Source organism: Streptomyces cadmiisoli (assembly GCF_003261055.1).
Lineage (GTDB): Bacteria > Actinomycetota > Actinomycetes > Streptomycetales > Streptomycetaceae > Streptomyces > Streptomyces cadmiisoli.
Map to the genome: position 1 here is coordinate 1,280,666 of NZ_CP030073.1, position 21,921 is coordinate 1,302,586.

Sequence of the window (21,921 nt, forward strand, 5' to 3'; positions counted from 1 at the left end):
CGGAGGAGCCGCTGCCCGAACGGGGCGGTGGGTGACGCCCGGCCGGACGCCGAACGCTCGGCGTCCGGCGTCCGACCGCTACGGAAGTCCGGCCCTGTCGCAGGCGGACCGGATGTCGGGGGTGCAGATCTGGTCGACGGTGAACACGCCGTCCTTCACGAGCGTCGGCTCGATGTTGCCGACCGTGACCGCCTCCGGGGTCAGCAGCACCGACGGGACACGCTTCGTGGTGGGGCTGTCGGTCGCCGTCTCGGCGATGTCGCCGACGTCCTCGCCGCGCCCCAGGGCGACGGCCATGGCGACGGCCGCGGCGGCCTCCGACCTGAACGGTTTGTACACCGTCATGTACTGCTCGCCGGTGACGATGCGCTGCACCGCTTCGAGGTCGGCGTCCTGACCGGTGACGGGAGGCAGCTCCCGGACCCCCGCGCTCTTGAAGGCGGAGACGGCGCCCGCGGCGATCGCGTCGTTGGCCGCCAGGACACCGCCGATCCGGTCCGGCCCCAGGGCGGAGATGGCGGCGGACATGTTGGCGTGGGCGTTGTCCGTGCTCCACCCCCGGATCTCGTACGACTTGCCGATCTTGGCCCTGCCCTTGAGCACGGACAGTGCGCCGCTGCGGTACCAGGCCGCGTTGGGGCTGGTCGGATCGCCGTTGAGCATGACGACGTAGTCCTTCTCGGCCTCGGGGCCCATTGCCTTCAGGAGCGCCTCGCCCTGGAGGCGGCCGACCTCGGCGCCGTCGAAGCTGACATAGCCCGAGATCGGGCCTTCGGCGAGCCGGTCGTAGGCGATGACCGGGACGCCGGCCTCGCGCGCCTCCTGGATCGAGGAGCGCAGCGCCTTGGTGTCGGCGGCGTCCAGGATCATGACCCGGACCCCGTTGGCGATCATGGACATCATCTGCTGCTGCTGTCGGGCGGCGTCGTTCTCGGCGTTGGCGTACTCCAGGGAGCAGTCCGGGCACAGCTCCTTCAGCCGCTTCTCGATCAAGGGCCTGTCGGAGTGTTCCCAGCGGGGGACGGCTCGGCTGGGGAGCAGCAGACCGACCGTGAAACTGTCGCCGCCCGTGTCGTCCCGGGCCCCGCAGGCGGCGGACATGGTCATGAGGCCGGCGGCGAGCGCCGCGGAGACCTGCCGTGCACGGGTGCTCATGGCGGTCCCTCTCGTTCCGTGCCGGGCTCCGCGTCCCCGGGAACCGGTTCGGACCGCCGTACGACGATCTCGCACCACACCTGCTTGCCGCCGGCCACCGGCACGGTGCCGAACGATTCCGACACCGCCTCGACCAGCAGCAGGCCGCGCCCACCGGTCGACTCCCAGTCCACGATCACCGGTTTGGCGGGGGCGCGCGGCGAGGAGTCGGTGACGCTGACCCGCAGCCGGTCGCCGCTCAGCACAAGGTCGACGCGGACCTCGCCGGGGGTGTGGATCAGGGCGTTGGTGACCAGTTCGGACACGACCAGCAGCACCGCGTCGGCTCCGTCCTCGACCTGCCACCGGCGCAGCGTGCGCGCGGTGAACCGGCGGGCGTGCATGACGGCGTCGGGCAGCCGCCACACCGCCCAGCCGGCCCGCGTCGGGCGGCTCGCCATCCCGTCGTAGCGCAGCAGCAGCAACGCCACGTCGTCCTCACGGCGGCCGGCGTCGCCGAGCAGCGCGTCGGCCATCCTGCCCGGGTCCGACGGATCGGCGGCGGCGAGCGCCGCGCCCGTACGGCGCATGCCCTCGTCCAGCGGCAGTTCGGCGGACTCGACCAGTCCGTCGGTGACGAGCGCGAGCACCGCGCCGGGAGCCAGTTCGAAGGCGGTCATGGGGTACTCCGCGTCGGCGAGGACACCCAGCGGCGGCCCGCCTTCCACCTGCACCTCCTCGGTACGGCCCTCCGGGAGGCGCACCAGCGGCGAGAGGTGCCCCGCCCGGACGAACAGGACGTTGCCCTCCTCCATGTCCAGTTCGGCGTAGCAGCAGGTGGCGAACAGGTCGGTCTCCATGCCGACGAGGAGGCGGTTGGCGTGCGAGACCACCACGTCGGGCGGGTGCCCCTCCACCGCGTAGGCCCGGACGGCGGTGCGCATCTGGCCCATGATCGTGGCGGCTCCGGCGCTGTGTCCCTGGACGTCGCCGATGACCAGCGCCACCCGTTCCGCCGAGAGGTCGATGACGTCGTACCAGTCACCGCCGACCTGGAGCCCGCTCCGGGCGGGGACGTAGCGCGCGACGGCGGTCCCGCCGGGCAGTTCGGGCAGTCGCCGCGGCAGCAGGCTGCGCTGGAGCATCGTCGCGAGTTCCTGCTCCGCGTCGTGGGCGTGCGCCCGCTTCAGGGCCTGACCGGCGAGTGCCGCGACGGCGGTCAGCAGGGACCGCTCCTCGGGGAGGAAGGCGTGCGGCCGGTCCCAGCCCACCAGGCACACCCCGGCCACGCTCCCCCGGGCCGGCAGCGGGAGGACGGCGAGACCTCCGGTGCCGACCCCGGTCAGTTCGGGTTCGAGGGAGCTGCCTGCGGGCCACAGGTCCATGCGCCCGTTCCGCACCGCCAGCTGGACGCTGGGCAGCGCGCCGACGGGCGCGTCGGGCCACTCCGATCGCCACTGCGAACGCCACGCGGCCGGCCAGACGGAGGGCTGCGGCGGGTCGAGCACGGTGACCATGAGCCGGTCGTCCTGCAGTACGGCCAGCGCCACCCGGTCGGCGCCCAGCGACTCGCGCAGCGCGGTGACCATGACCCGGCTGACGTCGCGCACGGTCGTGACATCGTCGAGTGCCGCCGTGAGCCACTGGATCCTGGACACGTCGTCGGTGCAGCGCAACCGGACCGAGGTGGCCGACACCACGCCCAGCACCTGCTCCGGCCGGCCGTCGGTGCCGGCCAGCACCCGGCTGCTCAGGCTCAGCCAGCGCAACTCCCCCGTGGGACAGCGGACCCGGAACTGGAGTTCCCGTCGTCCGGTCCACCGGGCGGACGGCTCCAGGACCGACATCAGCGCGTGCATGTCGTCGGGGTAGGCGTGCGCCAGCAAGGTCTCCGCCCTGCCGTCGAAGTCTTCGGGCGTGATGCCGACCAGCGTCAGCAGGGTCTCGTCGCCGTCGATCAGTCCGGTGTCGGGGACCAGGACGAAGGAGCCGACGCGCAGCCTGCGCAGGGCGCGGCTGAGCAGCGACGACGGTGTACGCCGGCCGGAACCGTCCTGGCGCGTGCGGGAACCGTCCTGGCGCGTGCCGGAGCCGTCCTGGAGCGTGCCGGCGACCACCTCGGCGAAACGCTCCAGGAAGTGCTGCTGGTCGGCCTCGAAGCCGTCCGCGGACGTCCCCACCACGACGAGGCAGCCGTGCCGTCCTCCGCCGGTCCGCAGCGGCAGCGCGCCGAGCGAGGTGTCCGCGCCGCGCGGGGTGGGGCCGCCCTCGGGGTAATGGGCGAGTGCCGCGGAGTCCAGCCACAGCGGCCGGTCCGTGCGGAAGACGTCGGTGGCGGGCGAACCACCGGAGCCGGGCAGATGCTCCGGCAGCGTGAACCGGGCGGTGCCGCTTCCGGCGCTGTCCACCAGGCGGAGCCCGCCGTTCGCGGTGTCGGGCACGTAGACCGCCGCGAGTGCCGCCCCGGCGAACGTCAGGGCCCGGTCGCTCACGGCGGCTTCCGGCACCGGCGGCGAACCCCACACCGGGGCGCCGGACCCGTCCGCCCGCAGCTTCGTGTCGCCGGACCGGGCACGGCCGTCATGAGGCATGTGGGCCACCTACCTCCCGTCCATGCCGCAGATACCGACAGGTTCGGGCCACGTCATTACCAGCGTCGCATACGGGGACCGACCCGACAGGAACCTGTCGGCGCCGTCGGATCCACCCCCGCGAAGGGCGCCCTGACCGGCCGCGGCGCTGCGTTCGCAGATCACGGCAGCCGGTGTCAGACTGGCGGCGTGGTCGCCTCGCCGCCACCACGCCGTCCGTTCCGGGCGGAGGTTCGGCCCCGTCGACGTGACCGTCCGACGGACACCGCACTCCAGCCGGACCGAACGCGGGGGCGGGGTGAGGAGGCCCGGATTCGTGCTGCTCGAAAAGGTGGCCACCGGTGCCGGAGCGCTCGGGCCGCGGTCCCGGTTCGACGTGGCCGGCGACATCGCACCGCGACCGCCGCGGCCACGACCGGGCCGGGACGTGCCCGCCGACTCCCCCTGGTGCCACCCGGCTCGTTCCGACGCCCGGCGCCGTCCGTGCGCCACGGGCCCCGGCCGGACCGCGCACGAACGGCCGCGCCACCAAGCACCTTCCCTGTCCTCTCACCCAGGTCGAGCGTCCGCCCCGTCCACAGTGAGCGACCGACCGGTCCCCGCCGGTCCCGCGTCACCCGGCCGTCGACGACGGGCACGGGGCCAGGAGGCGGGGACGACGGGACCCCGCACCCCGTTGCGGACGCGTCGCGGACCCGCGAGGGCGCCCCACCGCGCCGGGTGAAGGACAAGGAGGTCCCTCGGATGAAGACCGGCACACGGGGCGCGGCTGTCGTCATGGCGGCCGTCGCCCTGGTCCTCGCTCTCGCGGCCTGCGGTGGGGAGACCGGGAACGGCCCCGGAGGCGGAGGCGGTCCGACGATCGGGCTGCTCCTGCCGGACGCCGTCACGGCTCGCTGGGAGACACAGGACCGGCCTTTGTTCGAGCAGCGGATCAGAGCCCTGTGCGACGACTGCCGGGTCGAACACGCCAACGCCGACGGCAGCGTGGCCGCTCAGCAGCAGCAGGTGGATGTCATGATCACCACGGGGGTGGACGCGCTCGTCCTCGTGGCCGTGAACGCCAGGTCGCTCAGCACGGCCGTCGACAAGGCCGCCGCCGCGGGCATCCCCGTGATCGCCTACGACCGTCTGGCGGAGGGACCGATCTCCGGTTACGTCAGCTTCGACGGTGTGCAGGTCGGCCGGCTCCAGGGCACCGCGCTGCTCCGCGCGATGGGCGACCGGGCGGACGGCGGGCAGATCGTCATGATGAACGGCGACCCCACCGACCCCAACACGGCCCTGTTCAAGGAGGGCGCGCTGTCCGTGCTCGACGGCAGGGTGCGGATCGGCAAGTCGTACGACACCTACCAGTGGCGCACCGAGACGGCGAACGCCAACATGTCGGGCGCCATCGCCGCCCTCGGCCCCGGCAACATCAACGGGGTCTACGCCGCCAACGACAGCCTCGCCGCCGGCAGCATCTCCGCGCTCAAGGCGAACAAGGTCAAGCCGTTGCCGCCGGTCACCGGGCAGGACGCCGAACTCGGGGCGCTGCGCCGCATCGTCGGCGGCGATCAGTACATGACGGTCTACAAACCCTTCGGTCCCGAAGCGTCCGCCGGCGCCGACATGGCCCTGGCCGCGGCACGCGGCGAAAACCTCGACCGGACGGCCCCGGACAGGGTGCGGGCCAGCGACGGGCAGCCGGTCCCGGCCGTGATGCTGACCCCGGTGTCGGTGACCGCCGGCACCATCAAGGACACGCTCGTGAAGGACGGCGTCTACACCGTCCGGCAGATCTGCACCCCGCAACTCAGGGCCGCCTGCCACGAGGTGGGACTGACCTGACGCACCGGTCCCCACCGGGCCCCGCGAAGGAGGTGGTTTCGGTGCCCGCTCCGTTGCTGGCGCTGCACGGGGTGTGCAAGCGCTACGGCGTCGTCGACGTCCTGACCGACATCGAGCTGGAGATCCACGCCGGTCAGGTCGTCGCGCTGCTCGGTGACAACGGGGCCGGCAAGTCCACCCTCGTCAAGGTGATCTCCGGCGTGGCCCCCGCGGACAGGGGCACCATCCGGTGGCGGGGCGGGACGGTGCAGATCAGACGCCCGCACGACGCCCGGGACCTCGGCATCGCCACCGTCTACCAGGATCTGGCGCTGTGCGGAAACCTCGACGTCGTCGGCAACCTGTTCCTCGGACGGGAGATCCGCAGGCTGGGGTTCCTCGACGAGATGGAGATGGAGCGCCGCACCCGGGAACTGCTGGAACGCCTGACCAACAGCGTGCCCGATCTGCGCGCCCCCGTCGTCTCGCTGTCCAGCGGCCAGCGGCAGACGGTCGCCATAGCCCGCTCGCTGCTGGGCGGACCACGGGTCCTGCTCCTGGACGAACCGACCGCGGCGCTGGGCTTCGAACAGGCCGCCGAGGTGCTCGACCTCGTCGACCGACTGCGCGACGCGGGCGTGGGAGTGCTGCTGATCAGCCACAACCTCGGCGACGTCAAAGCCCTCGCGGACCGCGCCGCCGTACTCAGACTCGGACGCAACAACGGCTTCTTCGACGTGAACACCGCGTCCCAGGAACAGATCATCTCGTCCATCACCGGCGCCACCGAGAACGTGCCCCGCCGGCCGGCCCCGCGGGAGGCGAGGTGGTGAAAGGACCGCACACCATGGCGGACAACAGCCCGGCACGGACCACCGCACCGGGCACCGAGTCCCGTCAGCCGCCGCACCGGCAGGCCGTCGCCCGGGTCCTGGAGGGGTGGGGCCTCCTCTTCCGGCACAAACTGAGCGCCGGTGAACTGGGCGCCCTCCCGGTCGTCCTGGTCCTCGCCGCGGTCTGGATCGTCTTCCAGTGCCTCAACGAGAACTTCCTCTCCCCCCGGAACCTGTCGAACCTCAGCGTGGACATCGTGGGGACGGGGCTGATCGCGGTCGGCATCGTCTTCGTGCTGCTGCTCGGCGAACTCGACCTGTCGGTCGGCTCGATCAGCGGTCTCGCCGCGGCCGTGTTCGCCGTCCTGAACGTCAACAACGGGGTGCCTGAGTGGCTCGCCCTGATCGTGGCCGTACTCGCCGGCACGGCGGCCGGCACCGTGCAGGGCTACTCGTTCGCCAGAACCCGGGTGCCCGCCTTCGTCGTCACCCTGGCGGGGCTGCTCACCTGGAACGGCCTGATGCTCTACATCCTCGGTACCAGCGGCACCGTCAACCTCAACGAACGCGGCCTCGTCGCCAGGCTGACCAGTTACTACTTCCACGACGACGCCGCCGCGTACGCCGCGGCCGCGGTCAGCGTGGGCACCGTCTTCCTGGTGTCGTATCTGGCCAGACGGCGCCGCCGGTCCGTCGGCATGCCGCACCGCTCCCTGCGGGCCGTCGCACTGCGCACGGGCGTCGTTGCGGTGATCGCGTTCGCGACGGCGTACCTGCTCAACCGGTTCCAAGGGCTGCCCCTCGCCCTGCTGATCTTCCTGGTCGTGGTGGCCGGGCTCGACATCGTCCTTCGGCACACCCGCTACGGGCGGCAGGTCTACGCGCTCGGCGGCGGTGTGGAGGCGGCCCGCCGCGCCAGTCTCAGGGTGACCAGGGTGCAGACCGCGGTGCTCGCCGTCTCGGGGACCATGGCGGCGATCGGCGGCCTGTTCCTGGCCTCGCGCATCACCTCGGTGAGCCAGAGCTCGGGGTCGGGCGTGCTGCTGCTCAACGCCGTCGCGGCGGCCGTGATCGGGGGCACCAGCCTGTTCGGCGGACGGGGTACGACCTGGTCGGCGGTGCTCGGCATGCTGGTGATCCAGTCGATCGCGTCCGGCATGGCGATCACGGACACCCCCGCCGCCGTCCAGTTCATGATCACCGGCGGTGTGCTGTTCGCCGCGGTGGTGATCGACTCGCTGGCGCGGCGCTCGCAGGAGGCACACGGACGGGCCTGACGCTCCTCTCCCCCGGCCGGTGTGCCCCCTCGCACGGTCAGGTCGCGGCGGGGTCCGCGGGAACGGCCGGATCCGCCGGAACGGCGGGGTCCGCGGGAACGGCAGCATCCGTGGCAACGGTGGGGTCCGCAGGAGCGGGGCGGCGCTGTCCGTCGTAGCGGAGAGCCGCGCCCGTCGCCAGCGCGCCGAGTCCCTCCCACACCCCGACGCCGAGGAAGCAGGACGGCGCGCGGCCGCCGAGGACGGCGAGTGTGAAGACCGTGCAGGTCAGCAGGCGGAAGGGGACGGTCCAGCGGAAGAACGCGGTCCAGTCGGAGAGGGAGGCCAGCACGTAGTAGACGCCCATGTTCAGTGCCGCCATGGAGGAGGCCGTCACGAACACCGGCGTGTGGTCGCCCTCGGCGCGACGGGAACCCGTCACCGGGGTGAAGCCCATCACGGCGAGCAGCGCGTCCGGGGCGATCAGCCCCACCACGCCCATGACGGCGGCGAGCACACCGAACACCGCCATGGTCCAGCCGGACAGGGAGCGGGGCAGCAACTGCACGAAGTCCTCCGTGAGTCAGGGGAGTCGAGACCTGTCGTACCCCTGCATACCGTGCCGGCCCGTCCCCGCGTCCCCTCGGGTCTCCGATCGGTCTCCCCGGCGCCGTACCGTGCGGGCCCCACCCGTACGGACCTGTTCCGACTGCGCGCGCGGTGCGGTCGCCGCGACGCTTGGGGGCATCCCCTGTCCCCGTGCCCCACCGAAGGACGTGACCAGCGTGGCCCGCAACCGCCGTCTGATCCTGAGTTCGCCGTCCGAGGTCTGGGAGCTGCTGTCCGACGGCCACCGCTACGGGGAGTGGGTGACGGGAACCCGGCAGGTCCTCGCCGCCGACCCGCACTGGCCGCAGGTCGGCGCCCGCCTGAAGGTCCGGGTCGGCGCCGGCCGCCTGACCCTCGACGACACATGTGTGGTGCGTGTCTGCGAACCAGGGCGCCGGCTGGAGCTGGAAGCGAAGGCCGACCCCTTCGGCGCGGCCCGCATCGCCATGAACCTCCTCCCCTGGGGTGAGCACACCCTCTTCGTCCTCGACTGGCATCCGCTCCGCGGCCCCGGCACGCGCATGCACGGGCTGCCCGTGGACTACGTCGTCGCGGTCCGCAACGGCATGATGCTCACCAAGCTGGCCCGCATCGCCGTGCGCGAGCACAACGTGCACGCCTGACGCGTCGTCACCGTCGCCGGTGGTACCGAACCCGCCGTGGACCCGGCAGAACCGCGAGCGCCGGGTGTCCGTCCCTGTGGGGGAGGTCGAACGGACGGGAGCCATGACGGATCAGGTGGACAGCGGCGCGGCGGCGCCGGCGAAGGCGGCGGCGCCGAGCTGGGCCGTACGGCGGACTTCGAACGGGAAAGGACAGCGGGACGCCGCGTCGCCGTGGCGGCGGGGACGCGCGCTCGCCGCGATCGCCGTCCTCACAGCGGGGCTGCTGGCCTTCCCTCGCGCCGTGCCCAACATCGCGGGTCGCCCCGGGAGTTTGCTGGAGTCGTTCCTGCCGTGGCTCGGGGCGGTGGTCGTCGTGCTGCTCGGATCGGCGCTGTGGCGCCGCTCGGCGATCGCGCTGCTCGCCCTGCTGCTGCCGGTGGCGGCCTGGACGTACCAGTTCGGCGGGCTGCTGCCGCCCGGCGCGACGGGCGGTGCGCGCGGCCTCGTCGTGGTGCAGCACAACGTGAGCGACACGAACACCGACCCGGCGGGCACGGCCAGGGCCCTCGCCGACGCGGAGCCCGACCTCATCGCGCTGGCGGAACTGGTGCCCCCGGCGCTTCCGGTCTACGCGGCGGCCCTCGCCCCGGAGTACCCCCACCACGTCGTCCGGGGCACCGTCGGACTCTGGTCGAAGTACCCGCTGACCGGGACCCGGCTGCTCGACATCAAACCCCGGGGGATCACGGAGGCCTGGAGTCGCGGGCTGCGGACCGTGGTGAGCACACCGCACGGCGACATCGCCGCGTACGTCGCGCACCTGCCCTCGATCCGCGTCTCGGCAACCGGGCTCCGGTCCGCCCGGCGTGACGAGAGCGCCGTGCTGCTGGGCGAGGCCGTCGCCGCCGAACGGCTCGGCACGGTGATCCTCCTCGGCGACCTCAACGGCACGGTCGACGACCGCGGTCTGATCCCGCTGACCTCGCAACTGAACGTGGCCGAACGGGGCTTCGCCTTCAGTTTCCCGGCGCCCTTCCCGGTGGCCCGGATCGACCAGGTCATGGCCCGCTCGGCGACCGTCGACCACATCCGCACGCTGCCCGCCACAGGCAGCGACCATCTCCCGGTCGCGGCCCGGATCACCCTGGGCTGAGTCCGCGGTGCCGTACGCGACCGCCCGGCCGGCGAGCCCGCGCGCCGCGGTCCCGACCGGGCCCCGGCCCACCGGCGGCCCGGATCCCGCCTGGTCAGGGTCGCCCGGTGGTGCGACGCTGGTGTGGAGAGGTGTCCGAGGAGGGAACCCGGGAGGGCCGATGGGACGGGACGTCCCGGCGCAGGTCTTCACCCGCGAGGACCGCCGCCGGTACCGGATCAAGATGCAGGAATGCCTCGACACGTTCGCGCAGATGCTGCGCGAGTCACGGTTCGAGTCCGAGCGGCCCCAGGTCGGGCTGGAGATCGAGCTGAACCTGGTCGACGACGCCGCCGAACCGACCATGCGCAACGTGGATGTCCTGGAGGCGATCGCGGACCCGGCCTGGTCCACCGAGCTGGGCCGCTTCAACCTGGAGATCAACGTCCCGCCCCGCCGGCTGACCGCGGGCGGTCCCGACGCCTGGGAGTCGGAGATCCGTCGCGCCTTGAACCACGCGGAAGAACGCGCCAGGTCGGTCGACACACGTCTGATCATGGTCGGCACGCTGCCCACGCTGCGGCCCGACGACGTCGGCGAGGCGGCGCTGTCCGAGAACCCCCGCTACCGACTCCTGAACGACCAGATCTTCATGGCTCGCGGCGAGGACCTGCGCATCGACGTGGACGGCGTCGACCGGCTGCGGACCTACGCGGACACGATCACCCCGGAGGCCGCCTGCACCAGCACCCAGTTCCACCTCCAGGTCTCCCCGGAGGAGTTCGCCGGCTACTGGAACGCGGCGCAGGCGATCGCCGGTGTCCAGGTCGCCCTGGCGGCCAATTCGCCCTTCCTGTTCGGCAAGGAGCTGTGGCACGAGACCCGTATCCCGCTGTTCGAGCAGGCCACCGACACCCGTCCGCAGGAGATCAAGGTGCAGGGGGTGCGGCCCCGGGTGTGGTTCGGAGAGCGATGGATCAACAGTGTCTTCGACCTGTTCGAGGAGAATCTGCGCTACTTCCCGGCGTTGCTGCCCCTGTGCGACGAGCAGGACCCGGCGCAGATGCTGGACTCCGGCGACATCCCGGAACTGGCCGAGCTCACCCTGCACAACGGCACCATCTACCGCTGGAACCGTCCCGTCTACGCCGTCGCGAACGACAAGCCCCACGTGCGGGTGGAGAACCGTGTGCTGCCGGCCGGCCCGACCGTCGCCGACACCCTCGCCAACGGCGCCTTCTACTACGGGCTCACCCGCGCCCTGGTGGAGGAGGACCGGCCGGTGTGGTCACGTATGTCGTTCGCCGCCGCCGAGGACAATCTGCACACCGCGGCGCGGCACGGCATGGAGGCACGGCTGTACTGGCCCGGGATGGGCGAAGTTCCGGTGCCCGAGCTGGTACTGCGGCGTCTGCTGCCGCTGGCGCACCAGGGTCTGGAGCAGTCCGGGATGGACGACGCCTGGCGCGAGCCGCTGCTCGGCATCATCGAGCAGCGGTGTGTCACCGGGCGCAACGGCGCGATCTGGCAGAAGGAGATGTTCCACCACATCGACGCCTCCAGCCACGCCGGCCGTCATGAGGCGCTGCGCCGGATGACGCAGCTGTACATCGACTACATGCACCTCAACGCCCCCGCGCACACCTGGCCGGTGGACTGACCCGGGGGCGAGTGCGCACCGACGTCCTATTCACCCCGCCAGATGTTGTCGAAGGCCGCCTGCTCGATGGCGCGCCGCTGCCGGATGGCGTCCAGTTCCGTCAGCGCTTCGTGGACGGCGGCGACGACGGTGTCCACGGTGTCGTCTCCGGTGCTGCGTGAGTCCTCCTCGTCGTCCCCGCCCGGGCCCGGGATCCCGACGGCCGTCGCCAGGGCCACCAGAGTGGGCTCGGCGGACGCCCAGCGGCTCGCCGCCGCACGATGGTCCGCGGAGTCGGTCAGCACGGCGGGGCCGGACCGGAAGGACAGCCCTCGGCGGGACTGCCTGGTCAGTTGCCCTTCTGCCTTGAAGGCCGCCACATAAGTGCTGGACAGGTCGCGGCCCCGGCGCCAGAGCCATGCGTCGACCGATTCGTAGGGCGCCTGGCGGACCAGTGACGACGCGGCCTGTTCCAGCAGGGAATCGGAGGTACTCGGCTGGTCACCCGGCACGACGCGTTCGTCGTCCAGGGTGACGGTCCGTGCGGCGAGGAGGTCGATCAACTCGGCCCCCGCGAGGGCGAGGGACAGATCGCCCCGGTCGACCGGCCGGTCGGGCGCCTCGTCCTCCATGGCGATGATCATCAGATGCCGTGCTGTGGTCATGGATCCATAGTGCCCTGAAGCGGCACGCCCGGCCGGGGGCGCCCCTCGGCCGGGCGCTCCGTACGGCCGATGCCCGACGGCTCTTGAACGTCCGGCAGGAACCGGGCCGACATCGCACGGCAGGCAGGTCGACCCGTCGGCCGCGGGTCCCGAAGCCCACGTGGGTTTCCGCCACCCGTCGGTCCGCGCGATGCGCGGCTCCTGGGGCAGGAGCCGCGCACGCGGTGTTGCTTCTGTGACTTTCAGAGGGGGTGTACCCCGGCTGTGTCAGTGGCCGCCCCCACCGCCGCCACCGCCGTGACCGCCGCCGCCACCGCCGTGACCGCCACCACCGCCGCCGTGGCCTCCGCCACCGCCGCCGTGCCCGCCGCCATTGCCGTGGCCGCCGCCACCGTCGTGGCCGTTGCCGCCGTAGCCACCGCCGTCGTGGCCGTTGCCGTAGCCGCCGCCGCCGTAGCCATCGTCGTCGTCGTCATCGTCGTAGCCGTTGTAGCCCCAACCGTCGTCGTCATCGTCCCAGTCGTCCGACCAGCCGTCGTCGCTGTAACTGAAGTCGTGGTTGGTGGGAACGGCCGAAGACGCCGTGCCCGCTGTGCCGATCGCGGCGCCACCCGCCATCAGAACGGTGGTGGCTGACATCGCGATGAGGCGCCTCGCGCGATGTGATCGCATAGGTATACCTTTCCTTCCATCTGTCTCGCGCGTCTGACACACGAGATGGATGGCCGCGGCTACAAATGTGTGAACGTGCAGCGCGGTCATAGGCGTCGCCGCATGACTATGAGAAGCACTCTCGGCCGCCGGCGCCGCTGCTCTGCTGCCACGCGATTTCGCGTGGGCGCGGCGCTACGGTCACGGAGCTCGCTGTGCAGGAACTTCGCCAGCCGGGGCGTGCCCCCGGTTGCGGCTCTCACTTGTAGACACTAGTCGCGCACCCGGGATGCGGCATCTTGAAACGAACAGCTCCGGCGGCACCCGGTGAAGTGCCCGCGCCGCGCACGACTCCGAGGCACCGATTTCTGAGCGCCGGATCAGCGCGAGTACCGCACCTGCGCCGCGTCGCCGACCCGGCCCCGCAACCAGGGAGCCGCCGCTGGTGACCTCAACTCCCCTGCGTCTCACCATTTCTGACAAGGCGTCGGGCACGGCGGGGAAACCTCGGCCCGCAGGACCCATGGCCGCACACCCGGCACGGCGGGTGGCACGTCCAGGGGCCGCCGGACCGACCGCACCTGCCCACGGCACAGTCCGCGGTACACACGGCCGAGGTTCCCGGCGTCCCCGTTCGCGGCGTTCACACATGGGGGCGGTACAGCTCTACCGGCGGCCGTCGCGGCGCACACATCCCCCGGATGGAGCATGCCGCCCGCTCCGGCTTGCCGCCGCAGCACGGCGGGGTCCCGACCTGCGCGGATCCGACCTGCACACGTCCGATTTGCACGTGCCCGACCGGTGCGTGTCCGACCTGCACATGTCCGACCGGTGCGTGTCCGACCGGTGCGGCTCGGCACCCGGGAGCCGGCGGCCCGCCGGTCTCCGCGGCCCCACCGGGGTCCAGGGCCGCTGCCGCACCGAGCGGGCCCGCCGCGGATCGCTCCCTGTATCCGGCACGAAGGACCGGGTCGCCCCTGCCGGCCCCGGTGACCGCGTGACCACGCCGCGCGCCCGGACCGCGCCGCCCCTGCCGGTACGCGGCGAGGCGGCCACGCTGTGTGCGCGCCGTCCCGCCCCCAGCCGGGCCTGTGCGAGCCGCCCTCAGCGGGCTCGCCCGCGCCCCCCCCCCCCCCCCCCCCCGCCGATCCGCACCGTCACAGCACCCGTCCGCCCCACCCTCGGGCGCGGAGCCGAGGACGGGGCGGACGGACCTGTGGACGTGGCACCACGTCCCGGGCGCGGAGGACCGGCCGGTCGGTCAGCGGGCGGTGCCGAAGTTCTGCGTCCAGTAGTTACCGGGCTGCGCGAGCCCGACACCTATCTCCTTGAATGCACAGTTCAAGATGTTGCGCTTGTGGCCGGGGCTGGACATCCAGCCCGCCATGACCTGCTCGGGGCTGGAGTAGCCGTAGGCGACGTTCTCCCCGTAGGTCTGCCACTGGTAGCCGGCCCGCGTGATCCGCTCGCCCGGGTCCGAACCGTCGGAGCCCGTGTGCGACATGTTCCGCTGGGCGGCCATGTCCGCGCTGTGGTCCTGGGCGGCCTTGGACAGCTTCGCGTTCAGCTTCACCGGTGAGCAACCGGCCTTGCCGCGCTCGCTGTTGACCAGGTTCACGATGCTCGCCACGGCGCCGGACGCCGGGGCCGCCGCGCCGTCGGTGCCCGGGGAAGCGGCGGGAGCATCGGGCTCGGCGGCCTCCGGCGAGGCCGGCTGGGCGGGTGCTTCAGGGGCCGGCGGAGCGGGGTCCTCGGAAGCCGGCGGAGCCGGTGCCTGCGAGGCCGGCGGCGCGGTCCGCTCACCGCCCTTCCACCGCTCCTTCGACGCCGCGTTCTTCCACTGCCCCCACTGGCCGGGGGACGACGGGGCGGCCTCGGCGCTCGGATCGTCGAAACAGGCCATGGCGGCGGTCGGTACTGCCAGCGCGCTCAGCGCGACGGCAGCGATGGCCATGTGCCGATGGCGGGTCTTCCGGCGGTGCTTCCTCATGTGGACCTCGCTCGGTCGTCGCGGTGGGTCTCCGACGGGCTCGGCGCTGCCTGAATGCTGGGCCTGACCTGCGGGGACGCCTTCGGGGGCCGTCATTGTTAAAACCTGAGTGAGCAGCGGGCAACGAGCACCACTACTACCCGGCCTCGTAGTCACCGAAGGCTCTTGAAGCGGGCGCGCGAGTGTGCCGACCCGGCTCACCGGAGCGCGGCGTGAGCTGACAGCCCCTCAGGACGCCCCGGAGGAAGGGCGTACGGCATCAACGCACCGGGCGGCCCGCACACCCTCGAACGATGTGCACCATTTGCCTGGTTCAATGCGGCAAGTCCCGCAATATCACCCAGAGATCAAGTACTACCGAGCCACGTTGACGCCCGAAGCGCACGTGACGGATGCCACTTCGATCCCTTGCAACCATTTCCAGAACGGGGGTCGCCAAGCAGAGGACGGCGGTCACGTAACGGACGACTCCCCGCACTTCCGCCACCCCGGCGAGGCCGCCACCTGCCCCACTAGCCCGAGCGGGCGGGACACAACGGGACATACAACACGATGAGCTGACTTACTGTCATAGTGCGGTCATGAAGATCACGACTGCCGGCAGCCGGGACGCCTTCCGGCCCTCGCGGTGACGGCGCCCTTCACGCGCCCACCGCGGGAGCCGGCGCGGACGGAGCGCCCCCCACGTGGGCTCCGCACGCGCCGGACCGTGCTCGCCGTCGCCGTCACCGGTGTCGTCGCGATCACCGGGGCCGTCGTGATCTCCGGAGCCCTCTCGCACGAGGGCGGACGGTCCCCCGCGCACCGCGGCACCGGTGCCCCGGGGCCGTCCGGCGCCTCGTCGGGCCCCGCCCCGTCCCCCGGTGCCGCGGGCATCGGGGACCCGCTCGTGCCGCTCGACGGCAACGGCGGCTACACGGTCCGCCACTACACGCTCGACTTCGACTGGAAGGCACCCAGGACACCCTTCGACGCCCGCACCACCATCAGCGCGACCGCCACACACGCCCTGTCCCGCTTCAACCTCGACTTCGCCGGCAACACCCTTCGCACGGTCACCGTCGACGGCGCACCGGCGACCGCCGTACGCGACGGCGACGAACTCGTCATCACCCCCGACCAGCCCATCCCGCACGGCCGGACCTTCACCGTCCAGGTCGCCTACACCGCCGACCCCACGCAGCAGCGGCAGCGCAGCGACGCGATCCAGACGTACGGCTGGGTGCCGACGCCCGACGGCACCGTGCTCTGCCTCCAGCCCAATGGCGCCAAGATGGTCTTCCCGGCCAACGATCACCCCAGCCTGCGGGCGCCGGTCACCTTCCGCATCACCACCCCACCGGGTCTCAGCGCGGTCGCCAACGGCCGGCTCGTCGAGCGCCTCGGGCAGCCCGGCGGACGGGTCCGGTGGACGTACGACTCCGAGAACGCGATCGCCGCCCAGCTGCTCCAGGTCGCGATCGGAAAGTTCACCTTCGTGGACAGCACCGGCCCCCGCGGGCTGCCCGTCCGGGACGTGGTCCCCGGCGGCCTGGTCGGCGGCACCGAGTCGTACCGCGCCCTGACCGCCGAGCACCTGGCCTGGCTGGAGCAGCGGCTCGGCCCGTACCCCTTCCGCCGCTACGGCGTCCTGGTCGGGGACACCGACCTGCCGGTGGCCCTGGAGACCCAGTCGCTGTCCGTCGTACCGAGGGCGAACCTGCTGGGCGACAAGGTCTACGCGGAACGCGACCTGGTGCACGAGCTGGCCCACCAGTGGACCGGCAACAGTGTCGCCCTCCGGCGCTGGTCGGACCTGTGGCTGAGCGAGGGACACGCCCGCTTCTACGAACGTCTCTACTCCGACACGCACGGCGGGGACAGCTTCGAGGCCGCGATGCGGGCGGCGTACCAGCAGCACGACCAGTGGCGCCACGACGACGGGGCGCCCGCCGAACCCGGCGAGCAGACCCTGTTCAAGCGGATGCGGTACGACGGTTCGGCGCTGGTGCTCTACGCCCTGCGGGAGAAGGTCGGCGAGAAGACCTTCGACAAGATCGAACGGACCTGGGTGACGAAGTACCGCGGCCGGGCCGCCGGCACCCGCGACTTCATCACGCTCGCGTCGGCGGTGGCCGGGCAGGACCTGACCCCGTTCCTCACCCCGTGGCTGCACGGGCAGCGCACACCGCCCATGCCGGGGCACCCCGATTGGCAGGTGGACCCCGTCGAGGACTGAGCCGTCACACCGCCGGTGCGAGGACGCACCGTGCGGTGCTTCGCCGTGCGCCGACACACCGTCACCGAAGCCCGCGGACTGCCGCCGACCGGGTGGCCTCTGCCGCGCCGCTGGTCCAGGCCGGTGACGCTCGGCGCGACGTGGCGTGTCGGGCACGGAAACGTACGAGGGGTGTGAAGGGCAACTCCGTTGTCCTGGTTGCGACGAGCGTGCTCGGAGGCCCCTGCCATGAACAAACGTGCCGCCCCCCGTATCCCCGACGCCCTGCGCGGGCACCGCCCGGTCATCTGCGCGACGGCGTCGGCTGCGCTGATGGTGTCGCTGCTCGTGCCGCTCCTCAGCGGCCCGTCGGCCGACGAGACGGCGGACGAACGGCGCCTCCAGGAAGCGTTCAAGGACGCCGCGCGGGAGTATCACGTACCGCCCAACGTCCTCATGGGCGTGTCCTACCTCCAGTCCCGCTGGGACTCCCATCCCGGCGCGCCGAGCGTCGTCGGCGGCTACGGACCGATGCACCTGGTGGACGCCCACCCGCCCAAGAACACGGCCGCACCGCGCGACGGCGACACGAGCGCGTACGCGGGTCCGCCGGCCTCCCGCGGGGCGAAGGCCGACGGCGGCCGCGCGGATGCCACCCTGCAACGCGCCGCCCGGCTGACCGGTGTGCCGGCGGAGAAGCTGCGCACGGACGTCACCGCCAATGTGCGCGGCGGCGCGGCACTCCTCGCGGCCGCGCAGCGACAGCTCGGCAAACCGCTCAGCGCCGACCCGACCGACTGGTTCGAGGCGGTGTCGCGCTTCCCCGGCACCGACGACACGGCGTCGGCCAGAACGTACGCGAACGACGTCTTCTCGGTGATCCACCGGGGAGCGCGCCGCACCACCGACGCGGGGCAGCTCGTCTTCCTGCCCGCCAGCCCGAAGGTGCTGCCGCGCCCGCAGGAGCCGCGGCGCCCGAAGGAGGTCGAGTGCCCGAAGGAGCTGGCCTGCTCGTGGCTCGCCGCGCCCTACGTCGAGATCGGTGACGACGAGTACGGCAACTACGACCCGTCGGACCGGCCCGAGGACCAGAAGATCGACTACATCGTCATCCACGACACGGAGGCGCGGCTGGCCTCCATGCTGCAGACCGTCCAGGAGCCGACGGAACCGTCGTGGCACTACTCGATCCGCTCCAAGGACGGTCACATCACACAGCACGTCAGGACCAAGGACGCGGCCCGCCATTCCGGCAGCCAGTTCGTCAACGCCCGCTCGATCGGCATCGAGCATGAAGGTTTCCTCACCCAGCCCGACACCTGGTACACGGAGCAGATGTACCAGTCGTCGGCCCGTCTGGTGCGCTACCTGGCGAAGAAGTACGACATCCCGCTCGACCGGCAGCACATCTTCGGCCACGACAACGTCCCGTCCCCGACCGCCTCGACCATCCCCCACATGCACGACGACCCCGGCCCGTTCTGGGACTGGCAGCACTACTTCGAACTCCTCGGCGCCCCGCTGCGCGCGACGGCCGGTCAGAACAGCGACATGGTGACCGTGCTGCCCGACTTCCACAGCCACAAGCCCCTGTTCACGGGCTGCACCGACAGTGGCGCACGGTGCGCCGCGCACGGCTCCAGCGCGGTCCGCCTGCACACCGAGCCGCGCGACGACGCCGACCTCATCCAGGACCCGGGCCGGCGCCCCGACGGCGAGGACTCCACGGAGGACGTCAACGACCTGGGGTCGCGCGTCTCCACCGGCCAGAGCTTCGCGGTCGCCGAGCGCCGGGGCGACTGGACGGCGATCTGGTACCTGGGCAACAAGGCCTGGTTCAAGAACCCCAAGAACAGCCCGACGGCCGTCGGCGCGTCGGGCCGGATGGTGACGCCGAAGGAGGGCTCGGGCGAGATCGCGGTCTACGGCCGCGCCCACCCGGAGGGCGACGCCTACCCCGACGACGTGTCGGAGCCGCCCATCTCCCCGCTCCCGTACAGCTTCCCGGAGGGCCAGCGGTACGTGACGCAGGACCGCATCGTCGGCTCCTACGTCGAGAAGGCGGCCGCGAACGACGGAGGCAATCTCGTGGTGGAGGGCGACGACGAGTACTACGAGATCCAGTTCGGCCACCGGCTCGCCTACGTCCTGGCGAGCGAGGTGGACGTGGTGAACGTGACCGCCACCGCCGGAGCCCCGCCGTCGGCGCCGGCGGCGCGCGATCCGCTGCGCTGACCCCGTCCGGGCACCGGCGGGCCACCGCGGCCGCCGGTGCCGAACAGCCCGGGACACGGGCCTGGCCCGTCACCACGGGGGGAGTGACGGGCCAGGTCTGCGTCCACAGTGCCATACGCGCCCCGAACGCGCCCGGTTCGCGGGCGAATTCGTCATGTCCGTGAACATGTTCGCTGCCGGGCGTCCACGACGTCCGCGGATCGTTCAGCCTCCCGTCGAAACGTCGTCGATCCGCTCGCCCTCGGCCTGGGACGGTTCGGTCCTGGGCACATCGGGGTGCTGTTCCGCGCTGCGCTCGCCCGGTTCGTCGCGTTCACCCTCGGCCTGCGAGGGGGTGTGGGAGTAGACCCACTGATCAAAATCCGAGGCTCCGGATTGCATGACGGGCCTCCTTTGTCCGCTGTCCCCATCCTCCTCCCTGGGCCGTACGGGTGCGAGCCCTCGCCCAGGCCCTCAGGGGGACAGCCGATCGACCGCCGCCGCCGCGGTCCCGGCCTGCTTCCTGGCCTCGCGGACACGGCGGTCGGCGAACCTGACCCGTTCGCGTGCCTGGCCTTCGGCGGTCCGGGCCTGCCGGTGCTCCTCCTGCGCACGGCGCAGTTCCTCGGTGAGGTCGCGGACCCGCTGCTGAAGCCGCTCCACCCGCTGCCCGGCCTCCTCCGCCTCGTGGCCGACGCTCTCCGCCTCCTCCTCGGCGGCCCGCAGCGCTCGCTCGGCGTCCTGCCGGGCGCGGTCGAGCCGCCGCCTGCGCCGCTCGTCCGCCGCGCCGGCGCGCCGGGCCTCGGGCGAGGGCTTCTCCCGAGCCGTGGAGGCGGCAGCGGCGGTGGTGCGTCGCACGGCCGCCCGGTCCACGTCCGGAAATCCGACGGCCGCGGTCAGCGGCCTCACCAGCCGGCCGGTGGCCCACTCCTCGGCGGCCCCGGGATCGGCCAGCACGGCGTGCAGCGTGCTCTCGACCTCCCGCCGCGCCCCCTCGCCGATCGGGTGCCCGGCCTGAGAGGCGAGCTGTCCGGCCAGCTCGGACAACGTACGGATCAGCACCCGCTGCCTGCGGCCGAGCTCACGCAGCTGCGCGCCGTCGAGATCTCGATGCGCCTGCCGCAGCCCCTCCCCCAGCCTCAGCAGCGGCTCGACCTCACCGGGCCGCTCACGGACGAGGAGATTGCCGGCCCAGGCCGACAGGCTGGGGCGCCGCAGTGCGCCGATCGCCCCGGCGAGCGCGCGGTCCCCGGCCTTCCGGGCCGCCGCCGCACGTGCGTCGCGGACGGCGGTGAAGTCCTCGGGCCGCAGCCCGTACAACTCTTCGGCAACCGCATCCAGGTCCACCAGGACCCCTCTTCTCGCGCCGTCCCCGCGCTGTCGTAGCGCCGTCGCCGCGCCCTCGTGGCCACGGTCGCGCCCCGTGGCCTCGCCTCGGTGTTCGCACTTCACAGTGTTCGTGTGGCGGGGTGCTCCCGCCTCCCCGGAACCGGCGCCCGGCCCGCCGTCGGCGCCCGGCCGCATCCGTCAGTGCTCGTCAGCGCCGGTCGCGGACCCGTTCGCGCTCGTCAGCACCCGTCCGTCCCCGTCGCGTCCGTGCCTGCGTCCGCAGCCGCGCCGCGCGACGATCGGCGTGGCCTGCGGCGCCCGTTTGTCGCCCCTGGAACAGGGGTTCTCGGCGCACTTCTGCATATATCTGCGCCCTGCGTGCGCCCAGACACCGCGTCCCGTCCTTCACCGCCCTTCCCGCCCGTCCGGCCGAGGGCCAGGGTGGTCGCATCAGCCGTCGACCCGCGGCTCACAAAGCCCGCACGTGCAGGAGGTTCGCGATGGGACTGACCCAGTGGACGAAGGCGAACGAATGGCTGGCCGCCGCCGCGGAGGACCCGCACGCCTACAAGGGTGACTGGCAGCGTGGCGGTGCCGGGATCCATCTGCTGGCCGCCGGGCGTCTGTGGGACGTCCTGATCGTGCCCGCATGTCTGGGCCTGCGCGCCGCGGACATCCTCGACGATCTTCCGCGCACCGGTACGGGCCCCGTGCTCCTGGACGGCAGACGACGCGAGATCGGCTTCTTCCTGCCACCAGATCCGGCACCGACCTGGGTGGGCGACGCGAGCCGCTACATCACCCGGGGAGGCTGGATCGCCGCCCCGGCTCCCCACTGCCGGTGGGGCGACCTGCGCTGGCTCGTACCGCCCGACGGAAGCGGCGCGCTGACCACGGCAGACACCATGGAACTCGCCCTGTACCGGGCGACCCAGGAACTGGCCCACTGCCACGGCGCCCCCGCACACGCCTGCCGGCCGCCGCACCGGAGCACACCCGTCACCGCCGGCGCTCCGGTCCTCCGGGAGAGATGAACCGGCACCGCCGCGACGGCGGAGCCGACAGCGCGACGGGAGCGGTGCACCGCACGTCGTACGACTGGGGAACGGACCACCGCGCACGGCACGACGGCGGACCCAGCAGACCGACCCGAGCGATGCACCGCAGTCCGGACGAGTGAGGGACGGACCACCGCATCCCGGACGAGTGAGTGAGCGACGGACCGCCGCGCGCACCGGACGACCGGAGATGACCGCGGTCCCGT

General features: G+C 72.4%; 17 protein-coding genes. 9 read left to right on the forward strand and 8 right to left on the reverse strand.

Annotated elements, in window-relative coordinates:
- Positions 1-78 precede the first annotated feature (78 nt).
- Together DN051_RS05235 and DN051_RS05240 are read right to left on the reverse strand one after the other, a co-directional pair.
- Positions 79-1,155 carry a substrate-binding domain-containing protein gene (locus DN051_RS05235; RefSeq protein WP_112438105.1) on the reverse strand — a complete coding sequence of 359 codons (1,077 nt, stop codon included), beginning with the start codon at positions 1,153-1,155 and terminating at the stop codon, positions 79-81.
- Positions 1,152-3,725: a SpoIIE family protein phosphatase gene (locus DN051_RS05240; RefSeq protein ID WP_112438106.1), complete on the reverse strand. Its 2,574-nt coding sequence runs from the start codon at positions 3,723-3,725 to the stop codon at positions 1,152-1,154. The genes DN051_RS05235 and DN051_RS05240 overlap by 4 nt, the downstream gene beginning before the upstream one ends.
- Before the next feature lie 744 nt (positions 3,726-4,469).
- Between DN051_RS05240 and DN051_RS05245 the strand changes: the two genes are divergently transcribed.
- From DN051_RS05245 to DN051_RS05255, 3 genes are read left to right on the forward strand one after another with little or no spacing between them, the layout of a single operon-like run.
- On the forward strand, positions 4,470-5,558 hold the full coding sequence (locus DN051_RS05245) for a sugar ABC transporter substrate-binding protein (RefSeq protein WP_053756151.1): 1,089 nt from the start codon (positions 4,470-4,472) through the stop codon (positions 5,556-5,558).
- Between the two features lie 41 nt (positions 5,559-5,599).
- The gene (locus DN051_RS05250) at positions 5,600-6,370 is read left to right on the forward strand and encodes an ATP-binding cassette domain-containing protein (RefSeq protein ID WP_053756150.1); all 771 of its coding nucleotides are present in this window, start codon (positions 5,600-5,602) and stop codon (positions 6,368-6,370) included.
- A 14-nt stretch (positions 6,371-6,384) separates the two neighbouring features.
- Positions 6,385-7,647, forward strand: a complete 1,263-nt coding sequence (locus tag DN051_RS05255) for a sugar ABC transporter permease (RefSeq protein ID WP_053756149.1) — start codon at positions 6,385-6,387, stop codon at positions 7,645-7,647.
- Between the two features lie 37 nt (positions 7,648-7,684).
- On the opposite strand, the gene DN051_RS05260 is transcribed toward DN051_RS05255, so the two are convergent.
- Positions 7,685-8,158 (reverse strand): hypothetical protein, encoded by a 474-nt coding sequence (locus DN051_RS05260; protein ID WP_112442080.1) that lies wholly within the window; start codon positions 8,156-8,158, stop codon positions 7,685-7,687.
- A gap of 253 nt (positions 8,159-8,411) precedes the next feature.
- Between DN051_RS05260 and DN051_RS05265 the strand changes: the two genes are divergently transcribed.
- The 3 genes from DN051_RS05265 to DN051_RS05275 all read left to right on the forward strand — a co-directional run bounded on the left by DN051_RS05265 (position 8,412) and on the right by DN051_RS05275 (position 11,632).
- Positions 8,412-8,858 carry an SRPBCC family protein gene (locus DN051_RS05265; RefSeq protein ID WP_112442081.1) on the forward strand — a complete coding sequence of 149 codons (447 nt, stop codon included), beginning with the start codon at positions 8,412-8,414 and terminating at the stop codon, positions 8,856-8,858.
- 103 nt (positions 8,859-8,961) lie between these two features.
- Positions 8,962-9,993 carry an endonuclease/exonuclease/phosphatase family protein gene (locus DN051_RS05270; RefSeq protein WP_162624859.1) on the forward strand — a complete coding sequence of 344 codons (1,032 nt, stop codon included), beginning with the start codon at positions 8,962-8,964 and terminating at the stop codon, positions 9,991-9,993.
- 160 nt (positions 9,994-10,153) lie between these two features.
- Positions 10,154-11,632 carry a glutamate-cysteine ligase family protein gene (locus tag DN051_RS05275; RefSeq protein ID WP_112438107.1) on the forward strand — a complete coding sequence of 493 codons (1,479 nt, stop codon included), beginning with the start codon at positions 10,154-10,156 and terminating at the stop codon, positions 11,630-11,632.
- Positions 11,633-11,658: 26 nt separating this feature from the next.
- Here DN051_RS05275 and DN051_RS05280 read toward each other — a convergent pair whose 3' ends face one another.
- The 3 genes from DN051_RS05280 to DN051_RS05290 all read right to left on the reverse strand — a co-directional run bounded on the left by DN051_RS05280 (position 11,659) and on the right by DN051_RS05290 (position 14,881).
- Complete coding sequence (locus DN051_RS05280; protein ID WP_053756147.1) at positions 11,659-12,276, reverse strand: GOLPH3/VPS74 family protein; 618 nt, start codon at positions 12,274-12,276, stop codon at positions 11,659-11,661.
- Positions 12,277-12,543: 267 nt separating this feature from the next.
- Positions 12,544-12,915 (reverse strand): hypothetical protein, encoded by a 372-nt coding sequence (locus DN051_RS44920; protein ID WP_162624708.1) that lies wholly within the window; start codon positions 12,913-12,915, stop codon positions 12,544-12,546.
- Between the two features lie 1,273 nt (positions 12,916-14,188).
- Complete coding sequence (locus tag DN051_RS05290; RefSeq protein WP_425471730.1) at positions 14,189-14,881, reverse strand: CAP domain-containing protein; 693 nt, start codon at positions 14,879-14,881, stop codon at positions 14,189-14,191.
- 745 nt (positions 14,882-15,626) lie between these two features.
- Here DN051_RS05290 and DN051_RS05295 point away from each other — a divergent pair.
- Positions 15,627-17,135, forward strand: a complete 1,509-nt coding sequence (locus DN051_RS05295) for a M1 family metallopeptidase (protein ID WP_234388585.1) — start codon at positions 15,627-15,629, stop codon at positions 17,133-17,135.
- Positions 17,136-17,363: 228 nt separating this feature from the next.
- Positions 17,364-19,349 carry an N-acetylmuramoyl-L-alanine amidase gene (locus DN051_RS05300; protein ID WP_079000239.1) on the forward strand — a complete coding sequence of 662 codons (1,986 nt, stop codon included), beginning with the start codon at positions 17,364-17,366 and terminating at the stop codon, positions 19,347-19,349.
- A 204-nt stretch (positions 19,350-19,553) separates the two neighbouring features.
- Here DN051_RS05300 and DN051_RS45735 read toward each other — a convergent pair whose 3' ends face one another.
- The gene (locus tag DN051_RS45735) at positions 19,554-19,730 is read right to left on the reverse strand and encodes a hypothetical protein (protein WP_199314893.1); all 177 of its coding nucleotides are present in this window, start codon (positions 19,728-19,730) and stop codon (positions 19,554-19,556) included.
- Positions 19,731-19,802: 72 nt separating this feature from the next.
- Entirely contained in the window at positions 19,803-20,675 is an 873-nt protein-coding gene (locus tag DN051_RS05305; protein WP_112438109.1) for a hypothetical protein, read from the reverse strand.
- A 482-nt stretch (positions 20,676-21,157) separates the two neighbouring features.
- On the opposite strand from DN051_RS05305, the gene DN051_RS05310 reads away from it, so the two are divergent.
- Entirely contained in the window at positions 21,158-21,691 is a 534-nt protein-coding gene (locus DN051_RS05310) for a hypothetical protein (RefSeq protein WP_063797202.1), read from the forward strand.
- The last annotated feature ends 230 nt before the right edge of the window (positions 21,692-21,921 follow it).

What these genes read in the sequence shown, in the direction of transcription:
- DN051_RS05235 (WP_112438105.1), bottom strand. Translation starts at nt 1,155, where the DNA reads ATGAGCACCCGTGCACGGCAGGTCTCCGCGGCGCTCGCCGCCGGCCTC.
- DN051_RS05240 (WP_112438106.1), bottom strand. Translation starts at nt 3,725, where the DNA reads ATGCCTCATGACGGCCGTGCCCGGTCCGGCGACACGAAGCTGCGGGCG.
- DN051_RS05245 (WP_053756151.1), top strand. Translation starts at nt 4,470, where the DNA reads ATGAAGACCGGCACACGGGGCGCGGCTGTCGTCATGGCGGCCGTCGCC.
- DN051_RS05255 (WP_053756149.1), top strand. Translation starts at nt 6,385, where the DNA reads ATGGCGGACAACAGCCCGGCACGGACCACCGCACCGGGCACCGAGTCC.
- DN051_RS05260 (WP_112442080.1), bottom strand. Translation starts at nt 8,158, where the DNA reads ATGGCGGTGTTCGGTGTGCTCGCCGCCGTCATGGGCGTGGTGGGGCTG.
- DN051_RS05270 (WP_162624859.1), top strand. Translation starts at nt 8,962, where the DNA reads ATGACGGATCAGGTGGACAGCGGCGCGGCGGCGCCGGCGAAGGCGGCG.
- DN051_RS05275 (WP_112438107.1), top strand. Translation starts at nt 10,154, where the DNA reads ATGGGACGGGACGTCCCGGCGCAGGTCTTCACCCGCGAGGACCGCCGC.
- DN051_RS05280 (WP_053756147.1), bottom strand. Translation starts at nt 12,276, where the DNA reads ATGACCACAGCACGGCATCTGATGATCATCGCCATGGAGGACGAGGCG.
- DN051_RS44920 (WP_162624708.1), bottom strand. Translation starts at nt 12,915, where the DNA reads ATGTCAGCCACCACCGTTCTGATGGCGGGTGGCGCCGCGATCGGCACA.
- DN051_RS05290 (WP_425471730.1), bottom strand. Translation starts at nt 14,881, where the DNA reads ATGGCCATCGCTGCCGTCGCGCTGAGCGCGCTGGCAGTACCGACCGCC.
- DN051_RS05300 (WP_079000239.1), top strand. Translation starts at nt 17,364, where the DNA reads ATGAACAAACGTGCCGCCCCCCGTATCCCCGACGCCCTGCGCGGGCAC.
- DN051_RS45735 (WP_199314893.1), bottom strand. Translation starts at nt 19,730, where the DNA reads ATGCAATCCGGAGCCTCGGATTTTGATCAGTGGGTCTACTCCCACACC.
- DN051_RS05310 (WP_063797202.1), top strand. Translation starts at nt 21,158, where the DNA reads ATGGGACTGACCCAGTGGACGAAGGCGAACGAATGGCTGGCCGCCGCC.